Raw genomic sequence first — 15,888 nt, forward strand, 5'->3', positions numbered from 1 at the left:
GATCCGCACACCGCTGATCCGCCCCCTGTTTCACCCACCTGCCGAGGCGAGGAGCCGCCATGCCTGCATCAACCCTGCCCGAAACCGGCCCCGAGGTGCCGGAAAAATCCCGCATGCGGTCGTTCGTGGTGTGGACCGCCGTCTCTCTGCTCGGCGCGGTCGCCTGGGGCGTCCTCGCCCTGGCCCGCGGCGAGCGGATCTCCGCGGTCTGGCTGGTGACAGCCGCCCTGGGCTCGTACGCCATCGCCTACCGCTTCTACTCCCGGTTCATCGCCCGCCGCGTCCTGAAGCCGGACGACCGCCGGGCCACCCCGGCCGAACGCCTGGAGGACGGCGTCGACTTCCAGCCCACCGACCGCCGGGTGCTGCTCGGCCACCACTTCGCCGCCATCGCCGGCGCCGGACCGCTGGTCGGCCCGGTGCTCGCGGCACAGATGGGCTATCTCCCCGGGACCCTGTGGATCGTGGCAGGGGTGATCTTCGCGGGCGCCGTGCAGGACATGGTCGTGCTGTTCCTGTCGATGCGGCGGGACGGCACCTCGCTCGGGCAGATGGCCCGCGACGAGATCGGGCGGCTGGGCGGTGCCGCGGCCCTCATCGCCGTGTTCGCCATCATGATCATCCTGCTGGGCGTGCTCGCGCTGGTCGTCGTCAACGCCCTCGCCCACAGCCCGTGGGGCACCTTCTCCGTCGCGATGACCATCCCCATCGCCCTGTTCATGGGCTTCTGGCTGCACGTCATCCGCCCGGGCCGGGTCGTCGAGACCAGCCTGATCGGCGTCGTCCTGCTGCTCCTCGCCATCGTCGGCGGCAGCTGGATCCAGGAGTCCTCGCTGGCCTCCGCCTTCACCCTCAGCCCGACCACCCTGGTGTTCTGCCTGGTCGGCTACGGTTTCGTCGCCTCCGTGCTGCCGGTGTGGATGCTGCTCGCGCCGCGCGACTACCTCTCCACCTTCATGAAGATCGGCACCATCGCCCTGCTCGCGGTCGGCGTGGTCGTCGCCGCGCCCGTGATGCGCGCGGACGCGGTGACCGACTTCGCCTCCTCCGGCGCCGGGCCCGTCTTCGCCGGCGGGCTCTTCCCCTTCCTCTTCATCACCATCGCCTGCGGCGCGCTGTCCGGCTTCCACGCGCTGGTCGCCTCGGGGACCACCCCGAAGCTGATCCGGAAGGAGTCCCAGGTCCGGATGATCGGCTACGGCGCCATGCTGATGGAGTCGTTCGTCGCGATCATGGCGCTGATCGCCGCGGCGACCCTGGAGCCGGGCCTGTACTACGCCATGAACGCCCCGGCGGCCCTGCTCGGCACCACGGCCGAGTCCGCCTCCCACGCCGTCGCCGGCCTCGGCTTCACCATCACGCCCGACCAGCTCACCCAGGCCGCCAAGGCCGTGGAGGAGCAGACGCTCATCGCCCGCTCCGGCGGAGCGCCGACCCTGGCCGTCGGCATGTCGGAGATCTTCTCCGGGGTCTTCGGGGGCGCCGGGATGAAGGCCTTCTGGTACCACTTCGCGATCATGTTCGAGGCGCTGTTCATCCTGACGACGGTGGACGCCGGCACCCGCGTGGGCCGCTTCATGCTCCAGGACATGCTCGGCAACGTCTTCAAGCCCCTCGGCCGGGTCACCTGGAAGCCGGGCATCTGGCTCTGCAGCGCCCTCGTCGTGGCGGCCTGGGGCTACTTCCTCTACACCGGCGCCACCGACCCGCTCGGCGGGATCAACCAGCTCTTCCCGCTGTTCGGCATCGCCAACCAGCTCCTCGCCGCGATCGCCCTGGCCGTCTGCACCACGATCCTGATCAAGTCCGGCCGGCTGCGCTGGGCCTGGGTCACGGGCGTCCCGCTCGCCTGGGTCGTCGCGATCACCTTCACCGCGGGCTGGCAGAAGATCTTCTCCGACGACCCGAAGATCGGCTTCTTCGCCCAGCGGGCGCGGTACGCCGACGCCCTCGACGCGGGCCAGGTCCTGCCGCCCGCCAAGAACCTCGACGACATGCACACCGTGGTCACCAACTCCACCGTGGACGGCGTGCTGATCGCCCTGTTCCTGCTGCTCGTCGCCGTCGTGATCGGCAACGCGGCGGTGGTCTGCGTGCGGGCGATCAGGGCCCCGGGCTCCCTGCCGGTGACCGAGGCGCCGTACGTGGAGTCCCGCCTCGACGTGCCGGAGGAGCCGTTGGCGGGGGCGCGGTCGTGAGGGCGACGCGGGTATTGAGCTGGGTGCGGGCGGTGCGCTGGTATGTCCGGGAGCTCGCGGAGGTGCTCGACCGGTCGCACCGGGAGGAGTGCCGGCAGGGCCGTTGCTGCTGACGCATCGGCGGCAAGCCGGGCCGTGGCGGGGAGGGTGCCGGACGGCCGGGGCGACCGGCGGTGGTCACACCGCCGCCGGTTCCGCCTCACTGGAGTCCTGCTTCCGGGCCGCCGCCTGTGCCCGGTCCCGGGCCTCGCGGCGGGCCAGGACCACCCAGCCGACCGGGACGGCCGCGGCGAACAGCCACCACTGGATGGCGTACGCGTAGTTCAGCGCCGCGTCCTCCTTGCCCGGGTTGCCCAGCAGCTCGGGGGTGTCGCCCTTGGGCTCGGGGGCCGTCAGGGCGATGTAGCCGCCGAGCACCCGCGCGTCGAGGCGGCGGGCCTCCTGCTCGCTGTTGATCAGCATGATCTGCCGGTCCGGCAGGCCCTTGAGGTCCTTGATGCCGCTCGCCGCGGTCGTCTCACTGGGCATCAGCCGGCCCTGCACGGTGACCTCGCCGCTCGGCGGGGCGGGGACCTTGGGGAACGTCGTCTGGCTCGGGCCGTCGGAGGGGATCCAGCCCCGGTTGACCAGCAGGACCTTGCCGTCGTCGAGGACGAAGGGCGTCAGGACGTGGTAGCCGACCTCGTCGTCCGAGTTGGTGCGGCGGCGGACGACGACCTCGTCCTCAGTGTCGAACCGGCCCTTCGCGGTCACGGTCCGGTACCGCTCGGCGCTGGTGACGGTGTGCCCGGGGGCGGTCAGCTTCTCCACGGGCACCGGCTCGGCCGCCAGCGCGTCGGTGACCAGCTGGTTCCGGGCGGTGCGCTCCTCGTAGCGGTGCATCTGCCAGATGCCCAGCCTGATCATCGTGGGGATGAGAAGCAGGGCGATCAGCGTGAGGATCACCCACTGCCGGGACATCAGGAAGCGGTACACCCCACGACCGTACAACTGGGTCGTGGGGTGCATTCAGGCGGGTACCGGTTCACACCTTGTCGACAATTCCCACCTTTCCCTCCGCGCGGGCGCAGTGGGCGCCGCAGTACCAGTGGCCCTCGACCTCCACGCCCTGGCCGATGATCTGGACCCGGCAGTGCTCGCAGATGGGGGCCATGCGGTGGATCGCGCAGGCAAAGCAGTCGAAGACGTGCACCGCGCCCTGCGCGTGCACCTCGAAGGTCATTCCGTACTGATTGCCACATACCTCACAGGTCGCCATGCGCCACAGGGTGGGCCGTCACCCCGGCCCGGGCGAGCGGCCGCCGGGCGAGTCGCCCGGCAATCACCCGTCCGTACGGTCCGCCGCCGCTCGGCGTCCGGCTCACTCCCCGGACGCCGGCTCCACGTCCGCGAGGAGCTGCCCGAACGCCGCCTCGTCCACGACCGGGGTGCCGAACTGGCGGGCCTTGACCACCTTGGACGTGCCCGACTCCGGGTCGTTCGTGACGAGCAGGCTCGTCAGCCGGGACAGGCTCGACGCCACGTGCAGCCCGGCCTCGGTGGCGCGGTCCTCCAGCAGCTCCCGCTCGACGGAGGTGTCACCCGAGAAGGCGACCCGCATGCCCTGCTTGAGCCGCCCGCCCGGCGCGTAGCGCCCCGGGTTGGGGTAGGGGCAGGCGGGCCGCTTCCGGGAGGGACGCCAACTGCCCGGCCGGGACCCGCCGTAACCCGCCTGCTGTCCGATGCGGGGCGCGGCGGGACGGTCCGACCACTCCGTCAGCGGCCGGCACTCGTGCAGAGGCAGCCGTACGCCGCTCGCCGCCGCGGCCTTGAGGCTGGGCCGGAACGCCTCCGCCAGCACGCGCGCGTCGTCCAGCGCGTGGTGCGCCCGCCGCTGGACCACGCCGAAGTGCGCGGCGAGGGACTCCAGCTTGTGGTTGGGCAGCGGGAGTCCGAGCTCCTTGGAGAGCGCGATGGTGCACAGCCGCTGCCGCACCGGCGCCTCGCGCTCCGCGCGCGCGTACTCCCGGGCGATCATCTGCCAGTCGAAGACGGCGTTGTGCGCGACGAGCACCCGCCCCGCCAGCCGGGCCGTGAACTCCTCGGCGATGTCCTGGAAGAGGGGCGCGCCCTCGAGCGCCTCGCTCGTCAGTCCGTGGATCCACACGGGGCCCGGGTCGCGCTCCGGGTTGACCATCGTGTACCAGTGGTCCTCGACCTCGCCGCGCGCGTCCAGCCGGTAGACCGCCGCGGAGATGATGCGGTCGTCCCGGGCCAGGCCCGTGGTCTCCACGTCAACGACCGCGTACCCCTTGGGATACGCGGTCGGCCACGATGTGGGAGAGAAGGCGGCGGTCGTCAGGTCTTCCAGCATGGTCCCTGAGGATACGGGCCGGGACTGACACTCCTGCCCGCCAGGTGGGTCCGGCCCGTTCTTCCGACGCCCCCTCAGGCGCGTTGTCCGTTCTGTCCGTTCACGAGGCGTACGTCTGAGCGAGGACCGGCACTCCGTATTGGCGGAGATCGCCAAGAAGCAAGCGCGTACCGTCGGTAATACTTGTGGGTAACAACGTCTGGTGAGGGCCGGACGGCGGTCCTACGGTGCAGGCATGCCGAACCTGCCCGATGTCGTGCTGTGGTCGATACCCGCCTTTGTGCTGCTCACCGTGGTCGAGATGGTGAGCTACCGCCTCCATCCCGACGAGGACGCGGAGGGCTACGAGGCGAAGGACGCCGCGACGAGCATCGGCATGGGGCTCGGCAGCCTCGCCTTCGACTTCCTGTGGAAGATCCCGATCGTCGCCGTCTACACGGCCCTGTACGAACTCACGCCCCTGCGCGCCCCCGTCCTGTGGTGGACCGTTCCGCTGATGCTGCTCGCGCAGGACTTCTTCTACTACTGGTCCCACCGCGGCCACCACGTCGTCCGCATCCTGTGGGCCTGTCACGTCGTCCACCACTCCAGCCGGAAGTTCAACTTCACGACCGCGCTGCGCCAGCCCTGGACGTCCCTGACCGTGTGGCCGTTCTACGTGCCCCTCATCCTCGCCGGCGTGCACCCGGCCGCCCTGGCCTTCTGCTCCTCCGCGAACCTCGTCTACCAGTTCTGGATCCACACCGAGCGCATCGACAGGATGCCCCGCTGGTTCGAGTTCGTCTTCAACACGCCCTCGCACCACCGGGTCCACCACGCCTCCCAGGGCGGTTACCTCGACCGCAACTTCGGCGGCATCCTCATCGTCTGGGACCGGCTGTTCGGGTCGTTCGTCGCCGAGACCGAGCGGCCCCGGTACGGGCTGACCAAGAACATCGAGACGTACAACCTGCTGAAGGTGGCGACGCACGAGTACGTGTCGATCGCCAAGGACCTGAGGGCGGCGCGCAGTTGGAGCGAGCGCGCCGGGCGGGTGTTCCGCGGGCCGGGGTGGGGGCCGGCGCGGGCCCAGGCTCCGGCAGCGGCTGCCGAGTCGGGTACGCCGGTGCTTGTGGGGGCTGACACGGTCTCATCGACGGACCGTGTCGGCGAGCCGGTCGGCGAGGGCACGCCCGTCGGGACGAGCACGCCCGTCGGGACGAGCACGCCCGGCGGGACGAGCACGCCCGGCGGCGAGAGCACGCGGGCGGAGGGCGGCACGCGGGCGGAGGGCGGCACGCGGGCCAAGGAGGGCGCGCCCGTCGACGGGAGCATCCCGCTCGGGAAGGGCGCAGCCACCGGGAAGGGCGCGACCGTTGGGAACGGCGCAACCGCCGTGAAGGGCGCGACCGCTGGGAACGGCGCGACCGCTGGGAACGGCGCAGCCACAGTGAAGGGCGCAGCCGCCGGAAAGGGCGCGTCGGCGTGACCCCTTCGCGCCTGTTGCTCCTCGCCTTCGGTCTCGTCGGCGCCGTCGACCTCGTCTCTCTCGCGGCCGGCTTCGGCACCGGGCACGCCGTCGCCAAGCCCCTCCTGATGCCGCTGCTGGCCCTCTGGGCCGCTCGGCGCCGGGCGCCCCGGCCGCTGGTGGCCGCCCTGCTGTTCGGCTGGGGCGGAGACGTCCTGCTGCTGTCCGACGCCGAGCCGGCCTTCCTCGCCGGCATGGGCAGCTTCGCCGCCGGACACGTCTGCTACCTCGTCCTGTTCGCCACGTACGGCAGCCGGAACACGGTCCCACGCGCGCGTGCCGGTCTCCTCGCCCTCGGCTACGCCACCGCCCTCGTCACGACGGTCGCGCTGCTGTGGCCGGACCTGCCCGCGGACCTGCGCGTCCCCGTCGCCGCGTACAGCCTCCTGCTGGCGGCCATGGCGTACCGCGCCGCCACCCGGCTCGGCCTCTTCGCAGGAGCCGGCGGGGCGCTCTTCCTGCTCTCCGACGCGCTCATCGCGACCGGCGTCGCCGACTGGCCGCAGCCGCCCGCCCCCGACTTCTGGATCATGCTCACGTACCTCGCCGCACAGGCCCTGCTGGCCGGCGGCACGCTCGGGGCGCTCGACGCGCGCCGGGCACCGGCCGCGACGTACGGCGAGATGCGAGCCGCCTGAGACCCGCCGGCGTCACCAGCGGATGGGCACCGGAAGCGCCGTCAGCAGCCCGGACACCGCGACCACCAGGCCCAGGACGACTACCTCCGCCCGCGCGGGCACACACGCCGTCAGCGGGTCGGCCGCCCGACGCAGCCGACGCCGGGCCCACAGGGCGAGAGCGGCGACGGCCGCCACGAGGAGCACCTTGGCGAGCAGGGCCCGCCCGTACGCCGTCGCCGTGAGCTGCTCCAGGACCGTCTCCGGCGGCATCCGGCGCAGTGAACTCCACACGCCCGTCGCGGTGATGGCGGCCAGCAGGACGGCCGCCACGCGCGCGTAGCGGCCCAGAAGGGCCGCCCCCGTCTCCGTGCCCTGCCGGCTCCGCCACAGCCGCAGGGTGCGCAGCGCGTGCAGCAGCCCGCCCGCCCACAGCGCGGCGCAGGTCAGGTGGACGAGCGTCAGCCCGGAGCCGGTCAGCGGAGTGTGCTCGGTCGCGGGGTGCGCGCGCAGGGCCTCGGCGACGATCACGGCGGCCAGCGGCCACACCTGCGTGACCGGCCGGGCGGACACCGCGCACAGCCACGCCACGAGGAACGCGTTGACCTCCAGCAGAGCGAGCTTGCCGTCCCGGGACGCGTAGAGCCCGCCGACGTCCATGTCCGCCAGGCCGTCCGGCACGAGGTTGCCCGTGGCCACGACCGAGGCGAGCCCCAGGGCGGCGACGAAACCGGCGGCGGCCGCGACGGGCGACCAACTCCGGGGCACGCCCCACGCCCCGGTCTCCGCGCCCGGCACGGACCGCGCCAGCCGGTTCACGAACAGCTCGCCGACCGGTATGCACAGCGCCGCGAACAGCACCGCACGCAGCAGGGCTATGCCCCCGGCGCCGGGCGCCCGCGCCTCCCCGGTGCCGTGCAGCGCGGTGGCCGGGCCGAGCAGCGGAACCAGCCCGGCCAGCGCCACGAGCACCAGGACAGCGACGGGTCTTGTCAGGGTCACCCCGAAATCTTCACCAGCCTTCACATGACTGGCAAATCCACGAGGACGAACTCAATCGGCCCTGGACGCGGCCGGCCACCACAGCCGCACTTCCGTGCGCGCGTCCGTCGGCCGCAGCTCCCAGCCCCGCGCCAGCGCGACCTCGGCGACGTACCAGCCACCGACCCCGCGGTAGTCCCGCAGCGGTACCGCACACTCGACAGACGGCCTCGACTTCTTCTGGCGGGACGGCGCCGCGGCCCGGGCCGTCCAGTCCCGGACCACTCTGTCCACGCGCGCCTTGTAGTAGTCGGCGTCCCCCTCGTGGAGCAGCTCCGGCCAGGTCACACACCACGAGGCCAGCCCCTTGACGCGCCGCAGGGTCGCGCCCACGAAGTCGACGTAGGCACGCTCGAAGCGGCTGCTGACGACCGCGTCGGCGAACAGTCCGACGACGAAGCCCACGACAGCGACCGCCACCCACAGCACGCAGACCACCGGGAACCACACCACGCCCCCGGCGAACCGCAGGGCCAGCCGCCACCGCGGCCGGACCGGTTCGGCGGTCCAGGTGGACGGGTCCTCGTACACGTTCATGACCACGCATCCTGCCGTAGGCGCGAACGGGCCGGGCAGGTGTCCCCGCCCGGCCCGGCTCGTCTTCACGTCAGCCCTACTTGGTCACCGCGTCCAGCGCGTCCGCGATGCCCCAGCCGTAGAAGCCGTTGCGGTTCTTCGGGCCCTCGCACACCGCGTCGATCTTGCCGTCGGCGTCGATGTCGTACGGGTCCGTGCACGCCTTGGCGTCGGCCTGCGCGTAGAGCAGGGCCTTCACCAGGGCGGGGGAGGCGTACGGGTGCGTCGACTTGATGAGCGCGGCGACGCCCGCGACGTGCGGGGACGCCATCGACGTACCGGCCATGTAGCCCCACTTGCCACCCGGCAGCGTGCCCAGGATCAGCCCGCTCGTGGCCGGCGGCTCCGGCTTCTGGTAGGCCGTCGAGTCGCCGCCCGGCGCGGCTATGTCGGCGACGCCCAGCCCGTAGTTGGAGAAGGACGACTTGATGCCCTTGGCGCCCGTGGAGGCGACCGTGACGACACCCGGCAGCTGCGTCGGGATGTCCAGGCACTCCGAGGGGTCGATGACCCGGTCGCCCGGCGTGGAGTCGTTCGGCGACGCCGGGTCGGTGATCTCGTCGGAGGCGAGGTCGTAGTTCTCGTTGCCGGCCGCCGCGACGTTGACCGCGCCCTTCTTCTCCGCGTACCGCGACGCCCGGGTGACGGCCTCGACGAGCGCCTTCTGGTCCGGGTCGTTCTTGCAGTTGAAGTACCAGGGGTCGGTGTAATAGCTGTTGTTCGTCACGTCGACCCCGTGCTCGGCCGCCCACACGAAGCCGCACACCACGGCCTCCGTGTAGAAGAAGCCGGCCGTGGTCGACACCTTGATGCCGGAGACCTTCACGCCCGGCGCCACACCGGTCATGCCGACGCCGTTCTTGGCGGCGGCGATCTCACCGGCGACGTGCGTCCCGTGCGGGCTCTCCTCGGCGCTCGGCCGCCACGCCCCGTCGGACGTGTCCGGCTTGCCCGTCACGCAGTTGACCGACGCCTTGCGGTCGAAGTTGGGCGCGATGTCGGGGTGGGTGTCGTCCACGCCGGTGTCGATCACGGCGACCGTGACGTCCTTGCTGCCCAGCGACTTCTCGTGCGCCTTGTCCGCCTTGATGGCCGGCAGATCCCACTGCAGGGACTCCAGCGGGTCCTGCCCGGCCGCCGCCTCCGCCTTCGCGACCTCGGCCGCGCTCAGCACCTTCGGCGCGCCCAGGTCGCCCGTCGACGCCGCGGGCAGCGGCGCGGTGCGGGTGGCCCCGGCCGACTGCACCCCGCGCACCTTGCGGATGCTCTTGGCGAAGTCGGGGTTCGAGGAGTGGACGACGATGACGCCGATCTGGTCGTACGACGTCACGATCGTGCCGCCGGCCTTGGCGACGGCCTTCTTCACGTACGCCGAAGTGCCGTGGCCCGGCTTGACGTTGACGACATAGCTGAGCGAGGTCGCGTCGGCCGTCACCGCGGCGGGGGCCGGGGCGTCCTCGGCGGCCGTCGCGGCGGTGTTCGGCAGGAACGCGAGGGCCGTGGCCATGGCCATCCCGGCCGGGATCGCGACGGCGCGGCGGTGGCGCGCGTGCGGCGCTGTCATGCTGTCTCCAGTTCGTTCGCGGTACGAGCGGGCTGTGCGGAAAGTCGTGAGGGCGCGGTCACTTGACCGCGCGCAGCGCGTTGACGATGCCGTGCCCGTAGAAGCCGTTGACGCGCTCGCCGCCCTCGCACACCGCGTCCTGCGTGCCGTCGCCGTCCTGGTCGTAGGACTCGGGGCAGGCGGTCCGGTCGGCCTGGGCCTTCAGCATCGCCTGGAGCTGGGCCGGAGACGCCCAGGGGTGCTTGGACTTCAGCAGCGCGGCGACGCCGGAGGCGTGCGGCGAGGCCATCGAGGTGCCCTGCAGGAAGGCCCACGCGCCGTTCGGCATGGTGGACAGGATGCGGCCGTCCTTGGAAGGCGTGTCCGGTATCTGGTAGCGGCGGTCGCCACCGGGAGCGGCGACGTCCACGACACCCTCGCCGTACGTCGAGTAGTACGACTTGAGGTTGTTGACGCCGGTCGCGCTGACGGTGACGACACCCGGCAGCTGGGTCGGGATGTCGAAGCACTCGTGCGGGTCGATGGTGCGCTCGACGGGGGTGGTGTCGTTCGGGCTGGAGTCGTCGAGAATCGCGTCCGCGTCCAGGTCGTGGTTGGAGTTGCCCGCCGCGGCGACGTTGAGCGTGCCCTTCTTCTGGGCGTACAGCTGCGCCCGGTTGACCGCGGTGACGACGGCCCGCTGGTCCGGGTCGTCCATGCAGTTGTAGAGCCACGGGTCGACGTAGTAGCTGTTGTTCGTGATCTCGACGCCGTGGTCGGCGGCGAACACGAACGCGCAGACGACGCTCTCCGGGTAGAAGAGGCCGTTCGCCCGGTCGGTCACGTTGATGCTGGACACCTTCACACCGGGAGCGACGCCCGCCACGCCGGTCCCGTTGCGGGCCGCGGCTATGGAACCGGCGACGTGCGTGCCGTGGTAGTCCTCGGGCGTGTACGGCCGCCAGGCGCCCTCACTGGTGTCCGGCTTGCCGCCGGCGCAGTTGGCGGACTGGGACGCGGAGAAGTTCGGGGCGATGTCGGGGTGGGTGTCGTCCACGCCGGTGTCGATCACGGCGACGGTCACCTTGCGGCTGCCCGGGTTGATCTGCGCGGCCTTGTCGGCGCCGATCGCGCGCAGGTCCCACTGGTCCGCCTCGAGGGCCTCGCTCTCGGGCGTCTTCGCCGAGGCGGCCTCGGTGCGCTTCGCCTGGGCGGCCGTCAGGTACTCCGCCGCCCCCTGCTCCTTGGTGCCCGCGGCCGTCAGCGGCGCGGTACGAGTCGCGCCCGCCGACTGGACCCCCCGCGCCGTGCGGATGGTCTTGGCGAAGTCGGCGTTCGAGGAGTGGACGACGATCACGCCGATCCGCTCGTAGGTGGCCACGACCGAGCCGCCGGCCTTCCCGATCGCCTTCTTCACCGACGCGATCGTGTGCCGGTCCACCTTGGTGTTGACGACGTACGCCAGCTGCGGCGCGTCCGCCGACCGGGTGGCCGGCTCCGCCTGCGGGGCCGCCGACGCGGCGGCGGGCAGGAAGCCCAGCGAGGCCGTCAGGGACAGCACGACGGGCACGGCGAGGGCGAGCCGGCGTCTGGAACGCAGATGAGACATGGGGTCTCCACATCCTCCGGAAACGAAACCGGCCCGAGGCACAGGTGGTGCTCGGGCAGGTACATGACGAGGTGGTGCAGGGTGAAGCTATCCCGGCCTCTCGCTGGCCAGCAACGTTTTGTCGAAACGACTTCGGAAAGAACGCGACGCCGTTGAACCGCTCCTCGCGTGCCGCCGTGACGTTGGACAGGGAGCGTGAGGACACTCACCTCCGTCCCCGCTCACAACCGCTTCCGTCTTTGCTAGGAGACCCCGTGGCCACCGACGCACCGCCCCCCTCGAAAGAACAACACAAACTCCCCTCACCCGAGGAGTTCAGCGAGGTGCAGGAGAGCGCGGAGTTCGGTGAACTGCGCCGCTCCTACCGCTCCTTCGCCTTTCCGCTGACCGTCGCCTTCATCGCCTGGTACCTGCTGTACGTCCTGCTGTCGAACTATGCGGGCGGCTTCATGGGCACCAAGCTGTTCGGCAACATCAACGTCGCCTTCGTCCTCGGCGTCGCCCAGTTCGTCACCACGTTCCTCATCGCCTGGTGGTACTCGAAGCACGCCGCCGCGAAGCTCGACCCCAAGGCCGAGGCCATCAAGTCCCGGATGGAGGGCGGCGCATGAGCACCGCACAGCAGACCCTTCTCGCCGCGAACGAGGCCAGCGAGCACCGCCCGCTGATCATCACCCTGTTCGCGCTGTTCGTCCTCGCGACCCTCGGCATCACGATCTGGGCGGGCCGCCAGACCAAGGACGCCGCGGACTTCTACGCGGGCGGCCGCCAGTTCAGCGCCTTCCAGAACGGCCTGGCGGTCTCCGGCGACTACATGTCCGCCGCCTCATTCCTCGGCATCGCCGGCGCCATCGCCATCTTCGGCTACGACGGCTTCCTCTACTCCATCGGCTTCCTGGTCGCCTGGCTGGTCGCCCTGCTCCTGGTGGCCGAGCCGCTCAGGAACTCCGGCCGCTACACCATGGGCGACGTCCTCGCCTACCGCATGCGCCAGCGCCCGGTCCGCACCGCCGCCGGCACCTCCACGATCGTCGTGTCGATCTTCTACCTGCTGGCCCAGATGGCCGGCGCGGGCGTCCTCGTCTCGCTGCTGCTCGGCATCACCTCCGACGCGGGCAAGATCCTCATCGTCGCCCTGGTCGGCATCCTGATGATCGTCTACGTCTCCATCGGCGGCATGAAGGGCACCACCTGGGTCCAGATGGTCAAGGCCGTGCTGCTCATCGGCGGCACCCTCCTGATCACCTTCCTGGTGCTGCTGAAGTTCAACTTCAACATCTCCGACCTGCTCGGCACCGCCGCCGAGAACAGCGGCAAGGGCGCCGCCTTCCTGGAGCCCGGCCTCCAGTACGGCGCGACCGGCACCTCCAAGCTGGACTTCATCTCGCTGGGCATCGCCCTGGTGCTGGGCACCGCCGGCCTGCCGCACATCCTCATCCGCTTCTACACGGTGCCGGACGCCAAGGCCGCCCGTAAGTCCGTGAACTGGGCGATCGGCATCATCGGCGGCTTCTACCTGATGACCATCGCGCTGGGCTTCGGCGCCGCCGCGCTCATCTCGCAGGAAGAGATCATCGCGTCCAACCCGTCCGGCAACACGGCGGCACCCCTGCTCGCCCTGCACCTGGGCGGTGTCGACTCGACGTGGGGCGCGATCCTGCTCGCCACGATCTCGGCGGTCGCCTTCGCGACGATCCTCGCCGTCGTCGCCGGCCTCACCCTCGCCTCGTCGTCCTCCTTCGCGCACGACATCTACGCCAACGTCATCCGCAAGGGGCAGGCCTCGGGCGCCGAGGAGGTGCGCGCGGCCCGCTGGGCGACCGTCTTCATCGGCGTGATCTCCATCGGCCTGGGAGCCCTGGCCCGCGACCTGAACGTGGCCGGCCTGGTCGCCCTCGCCTTCGCCGTCGCGGCCTCCGCCAACCTGCCGACGATCCTCTACAGCCTGTTCTGGAAGCGGTTCACCACTCAGGGCGCCCTGTGGTCGATCTACGGCGGTCTGATCGTCGCCGTCGGCCTGGTGCTGTTCTCGCCCGTCGTCTCCGGCGACCCCAAGGCGATGTTTCCCGAGGTCGACTTCGCCTGGTTCCCGCTGAAGAACCCGGGCATCATCTCCATCCCGTTCGGCTTCCTCATGGGCTGGCTCGGCACGGTCCTGTCCAAGGAGGAGCCCGACGCCAAGAAGTACGCCGAGCTGGAGGTCAGGTCCCTGACCGGCACCGGCGCCCACTGAGCACGACCGCACGCCCCCGGCCGCGTCGTAGGAACCTCCAGGTCCCTGCGGCGCGGCCGCGTTCCACGTCGTGGGATCGGGCCTGTGGAGTTGTCGGTGGGGTCACGTAGGCTCACAGGTGTCGGAGAACAAGTGCTCCGGGCACGATCCGCGTCGAGGGAGGGGGCCCACGTGCTCATCGACACCTACGGCCGAGTGGCCACCGACCTGAGGGTCTCGCTGACCGACCGCTGCAACCTGCGGTGCACGTACTGCATGCCCGAGGAGGGCCTGCAGTGGCTGGCCAAGCCCGATCTGCTGACGGACGACGAGATCGTCCGCCTGATCGACATCGCGGTCACGTCCCTCGGGATCGAGGAGGTCCGCTTCACCGGCGGCGAGCCCCTGCTGCGCCCCGGCCTGGTCGGCATCGTCGAGCGCGTCGCGGCCCTGGAACCCCGCCCGCAGATGTCGTTGACCACCAACGGCATCGGCCTCAAGCGCACGGCGGCGGCCCTGAAGGCGGCGGGCCTGGACCGGGTCAACGTCTCCCTCGACACGCTCCGGCCGGACGTCTTCAAGACCCTCACCCGCCGCGACCGCCACCAGGACGTCATCGAGGGCCTGCACGCCGCCCGCGACGCCGGCCTCACCCCGGTCAAGGTCAACTCGGTCCTGATGCCGGGGCTCAACGACGACGAGGCCCCGGACCTCCTCGCCTGGGCCGTGGAGCACGAGTACGAGCTGCGCTTCATCGAGCAGATGCCCCTGGACGCCCAGCACGGCTGGAAGCGCGACGGCATGATCACGGCAGGCGACATCCTGACCTCCCTGCGCACGCGCTTCGAGCTGACCCCCGAGGGCGAGGAGAAGCGCGGCTCGGCCCCGGCGGAGCGCTGGCTGGTCGACGGCGGCCCGCACGTGGTCGGCGTGATCGCCTCCGTCACCCGCCCGTTCTGCGCGGCCTGCGACCGCACCCGCCTCACCGCCGACGGCCAGGTACGCACGTGCCTGTTCGCCCAGGAGGAGACGGACCTGCGCGCCGCCCTGCGCTCCGGCGCCCCGGACGAGGAGATCGCCCGCATCTGGCGCCTGGCGATGTGGGGCAAGAAGGCGGGAGCGGGCCTGGACGACCCGACGTTCGTGCAGCCGGACCGGCCGATGTCGGCGATCGGCGGCTGAGCGCAGCGGGGCTAGGCGCTCTCTTCCCACTCCTTGAGGAGAACGACGTCCTTCAGGAACCCCCGCACGCCGAGGAACTGCGACAGATGTTCGCGATGCTCCTCACAGGCCAGCCACGTCTTGCGCCGCTCCGGCGTATGGATCTTCGGGTTGTTCCAGGCAAGCACCCAGACCGCGTCGGCGCGGCAGCCCTTCGCGGAACAGATGGGCGTCTCGTCACTCACAGGTTCGTCTCACCACTGCACACAGAAAAGGCGACGCCGAGCAGCCACGGGGGGAGCTGCCCGGCGTCGGTCCGTCGCTCCGACGGGGGATGCGGAGCGCGTACGAAGTATGTCACGGGTAACCCCGGGCCCGGCACCGGAACAACATGATTGATCTGAGCTTTTCTTGAGCTTGGCGGGAAGATGACTTCCGTTTGTGATCACCCGCGAACGCTCCTACCGCTCGCCCGACTCGGTCCGCGCACCCGGCACCGTGCCGGACACGGCGTCTTCCGCGGCGGATTCCGCGGGCCCGTCCTGCGCCCCCGGCGGCGCGATCATCGGACGCACCGGCGGCGCCACGAACGTCGACGGCAGAGACGGCGCGTTCTCGCGCCCGGCGTTCGCGATCACCACCGCGATGTACGGCAGGACCAGTCCGAGCACCAACGCCACGATGGCCACGTGCCGTTCGACGTTCCACAGGGTGGCCGCGAGGATCACCGAGATCGTGCGGATCGTCATCGAGATCACGTACCGGCGCTGCCGCCCGCGTACGTCCTCCTGGAGCCCCGTCCGGGCGCCGGTGATCCGGAAAACCTGGACGTTCCCGCCGCCATGCTGCTTCCGCATCGCATTCCACCATCCGCCCGTATCGGACTCTCCCCGCCCCGTGGCCGTCCCCGGCCGGTCGGGGAACCTGACCAGGACAGCTCCCACGTTACGCCGCGTCTGCGTCCGCTACGAGACCGGGGCCGGTCCGGCTGGTGCGAGCGGCCTGCGCCGTACCGCGTACGGCCTTCGTCGGCATGCGGCGTACCGCGGCTGGGCCGACACTGGCCGTAGT

At 71.1% G+C, this 15,888-nt stretch carries 14 protein-coding genes and 1 pseudogene; 6 read left to right on the forward strand and 9 right to left on the reverse strand.

The window, feature by feature from the left end:
• Positions 1-59: 59 nt before the first annotated feature.
• Positions 60-2,198, forward strand: a complete 2,139-nt coding sequence (locus ABZ948_RS11010; RefSeq protein ID WP_359758611.1) for a carbon starvation CstA family protein — start codon at positions 60-62, stop codon at positions 2,196-2,198.
• Positions 2,199-2,375: 177 nt separating this feature from the next.
• On the opposite strand, the gene ABZ948_RS11015 is transcribed toward ABZ948_RS11010, so the two are convergent.
• The 3 genes from ABZ948_RS11015 to ABZ948_RS11025 all read right to left on the reverse strand — a co-directional run bounded on the left by ABZ948_RS11015 (position 2,376) and on the right by ABZ948_RS11025 (position 4,551).
• Positions 2,376-3,173 (reverse strand): SURF1 family cytochrome oxidase biogenesis protein, encoded by a 798-nt coding sequence (locus ABZ948_RS11015; protein ID WP_359758612.1) that lies wholly within the window; start codon positions 3,171-3,173, stop codon positions 2,376-2,378.
• A gap of 49 nt (positions 3,174-3,222) precedes the next feature.
• Positions 3,223-3,456 (reverse strand): metallothionein, encoded by a 234-nt coding sequence (locus ABZ948_RS11020; RefSeq protein WP_114251243.1) that lies wholly within the window; start codon positions 3,454-3,456, stop codon positions 3,223-3,225.
• A 102-nt stretch (positions 3,457-3,558) separates the two neighbouring features.
• Entirely contained in the window at positions 3,559-4,551 is a 993-nt protein-coding gene (locus ABZ948_RS11025) for a DEDDh family exonuclease (RefSeq protein WP_359758613.1), read from the reverse strand.
• Between the two features lie 235 nt (positions 4,552-4,786).
• Between ABZ948_RS11025 and ABZ948_RS11030 the strand changes: the two are divergent.
• Positions 4,787-5,647: pseudogene (locus ABZ948_RS11030) on the forward strand (sterol desaturase family protein); the annotation flags it as partial.
• 368 nt (positions 5,648-6,015) lie between these two features.
• A complete protein-coding gene (locus tag ABZ948_RS11035; RefSeq protein ID WP_359758614.1) occupies positions 6,016-6,696 on the forward strand; it encodes a lysoplasmalogenase in 681 nt (226 codons plus the stop codon).
• A gap of 12 nt (positions 6,697-6,708) precedes the next feature.
• Here ABZ948_RS11035 and ABZ948_RS11040 read toward each other — a convergent pair whose 3' ends face one another.
• From ABZ948_RS11040 to ABZ948_RS11055, 4 genes are all read right to left on the reverse strand, one after another.
• The gene (locus ABZ948_RS11040) at positions 6,709-7,677 is read right to left on the reverse strand and encodes a CopD family protein (protein WP_359758615.1); all 969 of its coding nucleotides are present in this window, start codon (positions 7,675-7,677) and stop codon (positions 6,709-6,711) included.
• A gap of 51 nt (positions 7,678-7,728) precedes the next feature.
• Positions 7,729-8,253, reverse strand: coding sequence for a hypothetical protein (locus ABZ948_RS11045; RefSeq protein WP_359758616.1), 525 nt, complete (start codon positions 8,251-8,253; stop codon positions 7,729-7,731).
• A 76-nt stretch (positions 8,254-8,329) separates the two neighbouring features.
• On the reverse strand, positions 8,330-9,856 hold the full coding sequence (locus ABZ948_RS11050) for a S8 family peptidase (RefSeq protein WP_359758617.1): 1,527 nt from the start codon (positions 9,854-9,856) through the stop codon (positions 8,330-8,332).
• A 58-nt stretch (positions 9,857-9,914) separates the two neighbouring features.
• Complete coding sequence (locus ABZ948_RS11055; protein WP_359758618.1) at positions 9,915-11,444, reverse strand: S8 family peptidase; 1,530 nt, start codon at positions 11,442-11,444, stop codon at positions 9,915-9,917.
• Between the two features lie 254 nt (positions 11,445-11,698).
• Here ABZ948_RS11055 and ABZ948_RS11060 point away from each other — a divergent pair, with 254 nt between their 5' ends.
• The 3 genes from ABZ948_RS11060 (at position 11,699) to moaA (ending at position 14,838) form a co-directional block, all read left to right on the forward strand.
• Positions 11,699-12,055 (forward strand): DUF485 domain-containing protein, encoded by a 357-nt coding sequence (locus ABZ948_RS11060; RefSeq protein ID WP_359758619.1) that lies wholly within the window; start codon positions 11,699-11,701, stop codon positions 12,053-12,055.
• The gene (locus ABZ948_RS11065) at positions 12,052-13,677 is read left to right on the forward strand and encodes a monocarboxylic acid transporter (protein WP_359758620.1); all 1,626 of its coding nucleotides are present in this window, start codon (positions 12,052-12,054) and stop codon (positions 13,675-13,677) included. Before ABZ948_RS11060 ends, ABZ948_RS11065 begins: the two co-directional genes overlap by 4 nt.
• A 171-nt stretch (positions 13,678-13,848) precedes the next feature.
• A complete protein-coding gene (gene moaA / locus ABZ948_RS11070; protein ID WP_359758621.1) occupies positions 13,849-14,838 on the forward strand; it encodes a GTP 3',8-cyclase MoaA in 990 nt (329 codons plus the stop codon).
• An 11-nt stretch (positions 14,839-14,849) separates the two neighbouring features.
• Here the strand turns inward: moaA and ABZ948_RS11075 are convergent, their stop codons facing one another.
• Both ABZ948_RS11075 and ABZ948_RS11080 read right to left on the reverse strand, forming a co-directional pair.
• Positions 14,850-15,062 (reverse strand): hypothetical protein, encoded by a 213-nt coding sequence (locus ABZ948_RS11075; RefSeq protein ID WP_031118944.1) that lies wholly within the window; start codon positions 15,060-15,062, stop codon positions 14,850-14,852.
• 216 nt (positions 15,063-15,278) lie between these two features.
• Positions 15,279-15,674, reverse strand: a complete 396-nt coding sequence (locus ABZ948_RS11080; protein WP_359758622.1) for a DUF3099 domain-containing protein — start codon at positions 15,672-15,674, stop codon at positions 15,279-15,281.
• Between the last annotated feature and the right edge of the window lie 214 nt (positions 15,675-15,888).

The sequence above is a fragment of the Streptomyces olindensis genome, assembly GCF_040645895.1.
GTDB classification, from domain to species: Bacteria; Actinomycetota; Actinomycetes; order Streptomycetales; family Streptomycetaceae; genus Streptomyces; species Streptomyces olindensis.

Excerpts from the sequence above, each read along its gene's own strand:
- ABZ948_RS11065 (WP_359758620.1), top strand. The coding sequence starts at position 12,052 with ATGAGCACCGCACAGCAGACCCTTCTCGCCGCGAACGAGGCCAGCGAG.
- ABZ948_RS11025 (WP_359758613.1), bottom strand. The coding sequence starts at position 4,551 with ATGCTGGAAGACCTGACGACCGCCGCCTTCTCTCCCACATCGTGGCCG.
- ABZ948_RS11050 (WP_359758617.1), bottom strand. The coding sequence starts at position 9,856 with ATGACAGCGCCGCACGCGCGCCACCGCCGCGCCGTCGCGATCCCGGCC.
- ABZ948_RS11020 (WP_114251243.1), bottom strand. The coding sequence starts at position 3,456 with ATGGCGACCTGTGAGGTATGTGGCAATCAGTACGGAATGACCTTCGAG.
- ABZ948_RS11055 (WP_359758618.1), bottom strand. The coding sequence starts at position 11,444 with ATGTCTCATCTGCGTTCCAGACGCCGGCTCGCCCTCGCCGTGCCCGTC.
- ABZ948_RS11010 (WP_359758611.1), top strand. The coding sequence starts at position 60 with ATGCCTGCATCAACCCTGCCCGAAACCGGCCCCGAGGTGCCGGAAAAA.
- ABZ948_RS11045 (WP_359758616.1), bottom strand. The coding sequence starts at position 8,253 with ATGAACGTGTACGAGGACCCGTCCACCTGGACCGCCGAACCGGTCCGG.
- ABZ948_RS11080 (WP_359758622.1), bottom strand. The coding sequence starts at position 15,674 with ATGCGGAAGCAGCATGGCGGCGGGAACGTCCAGGTTTTCCGGATCACC.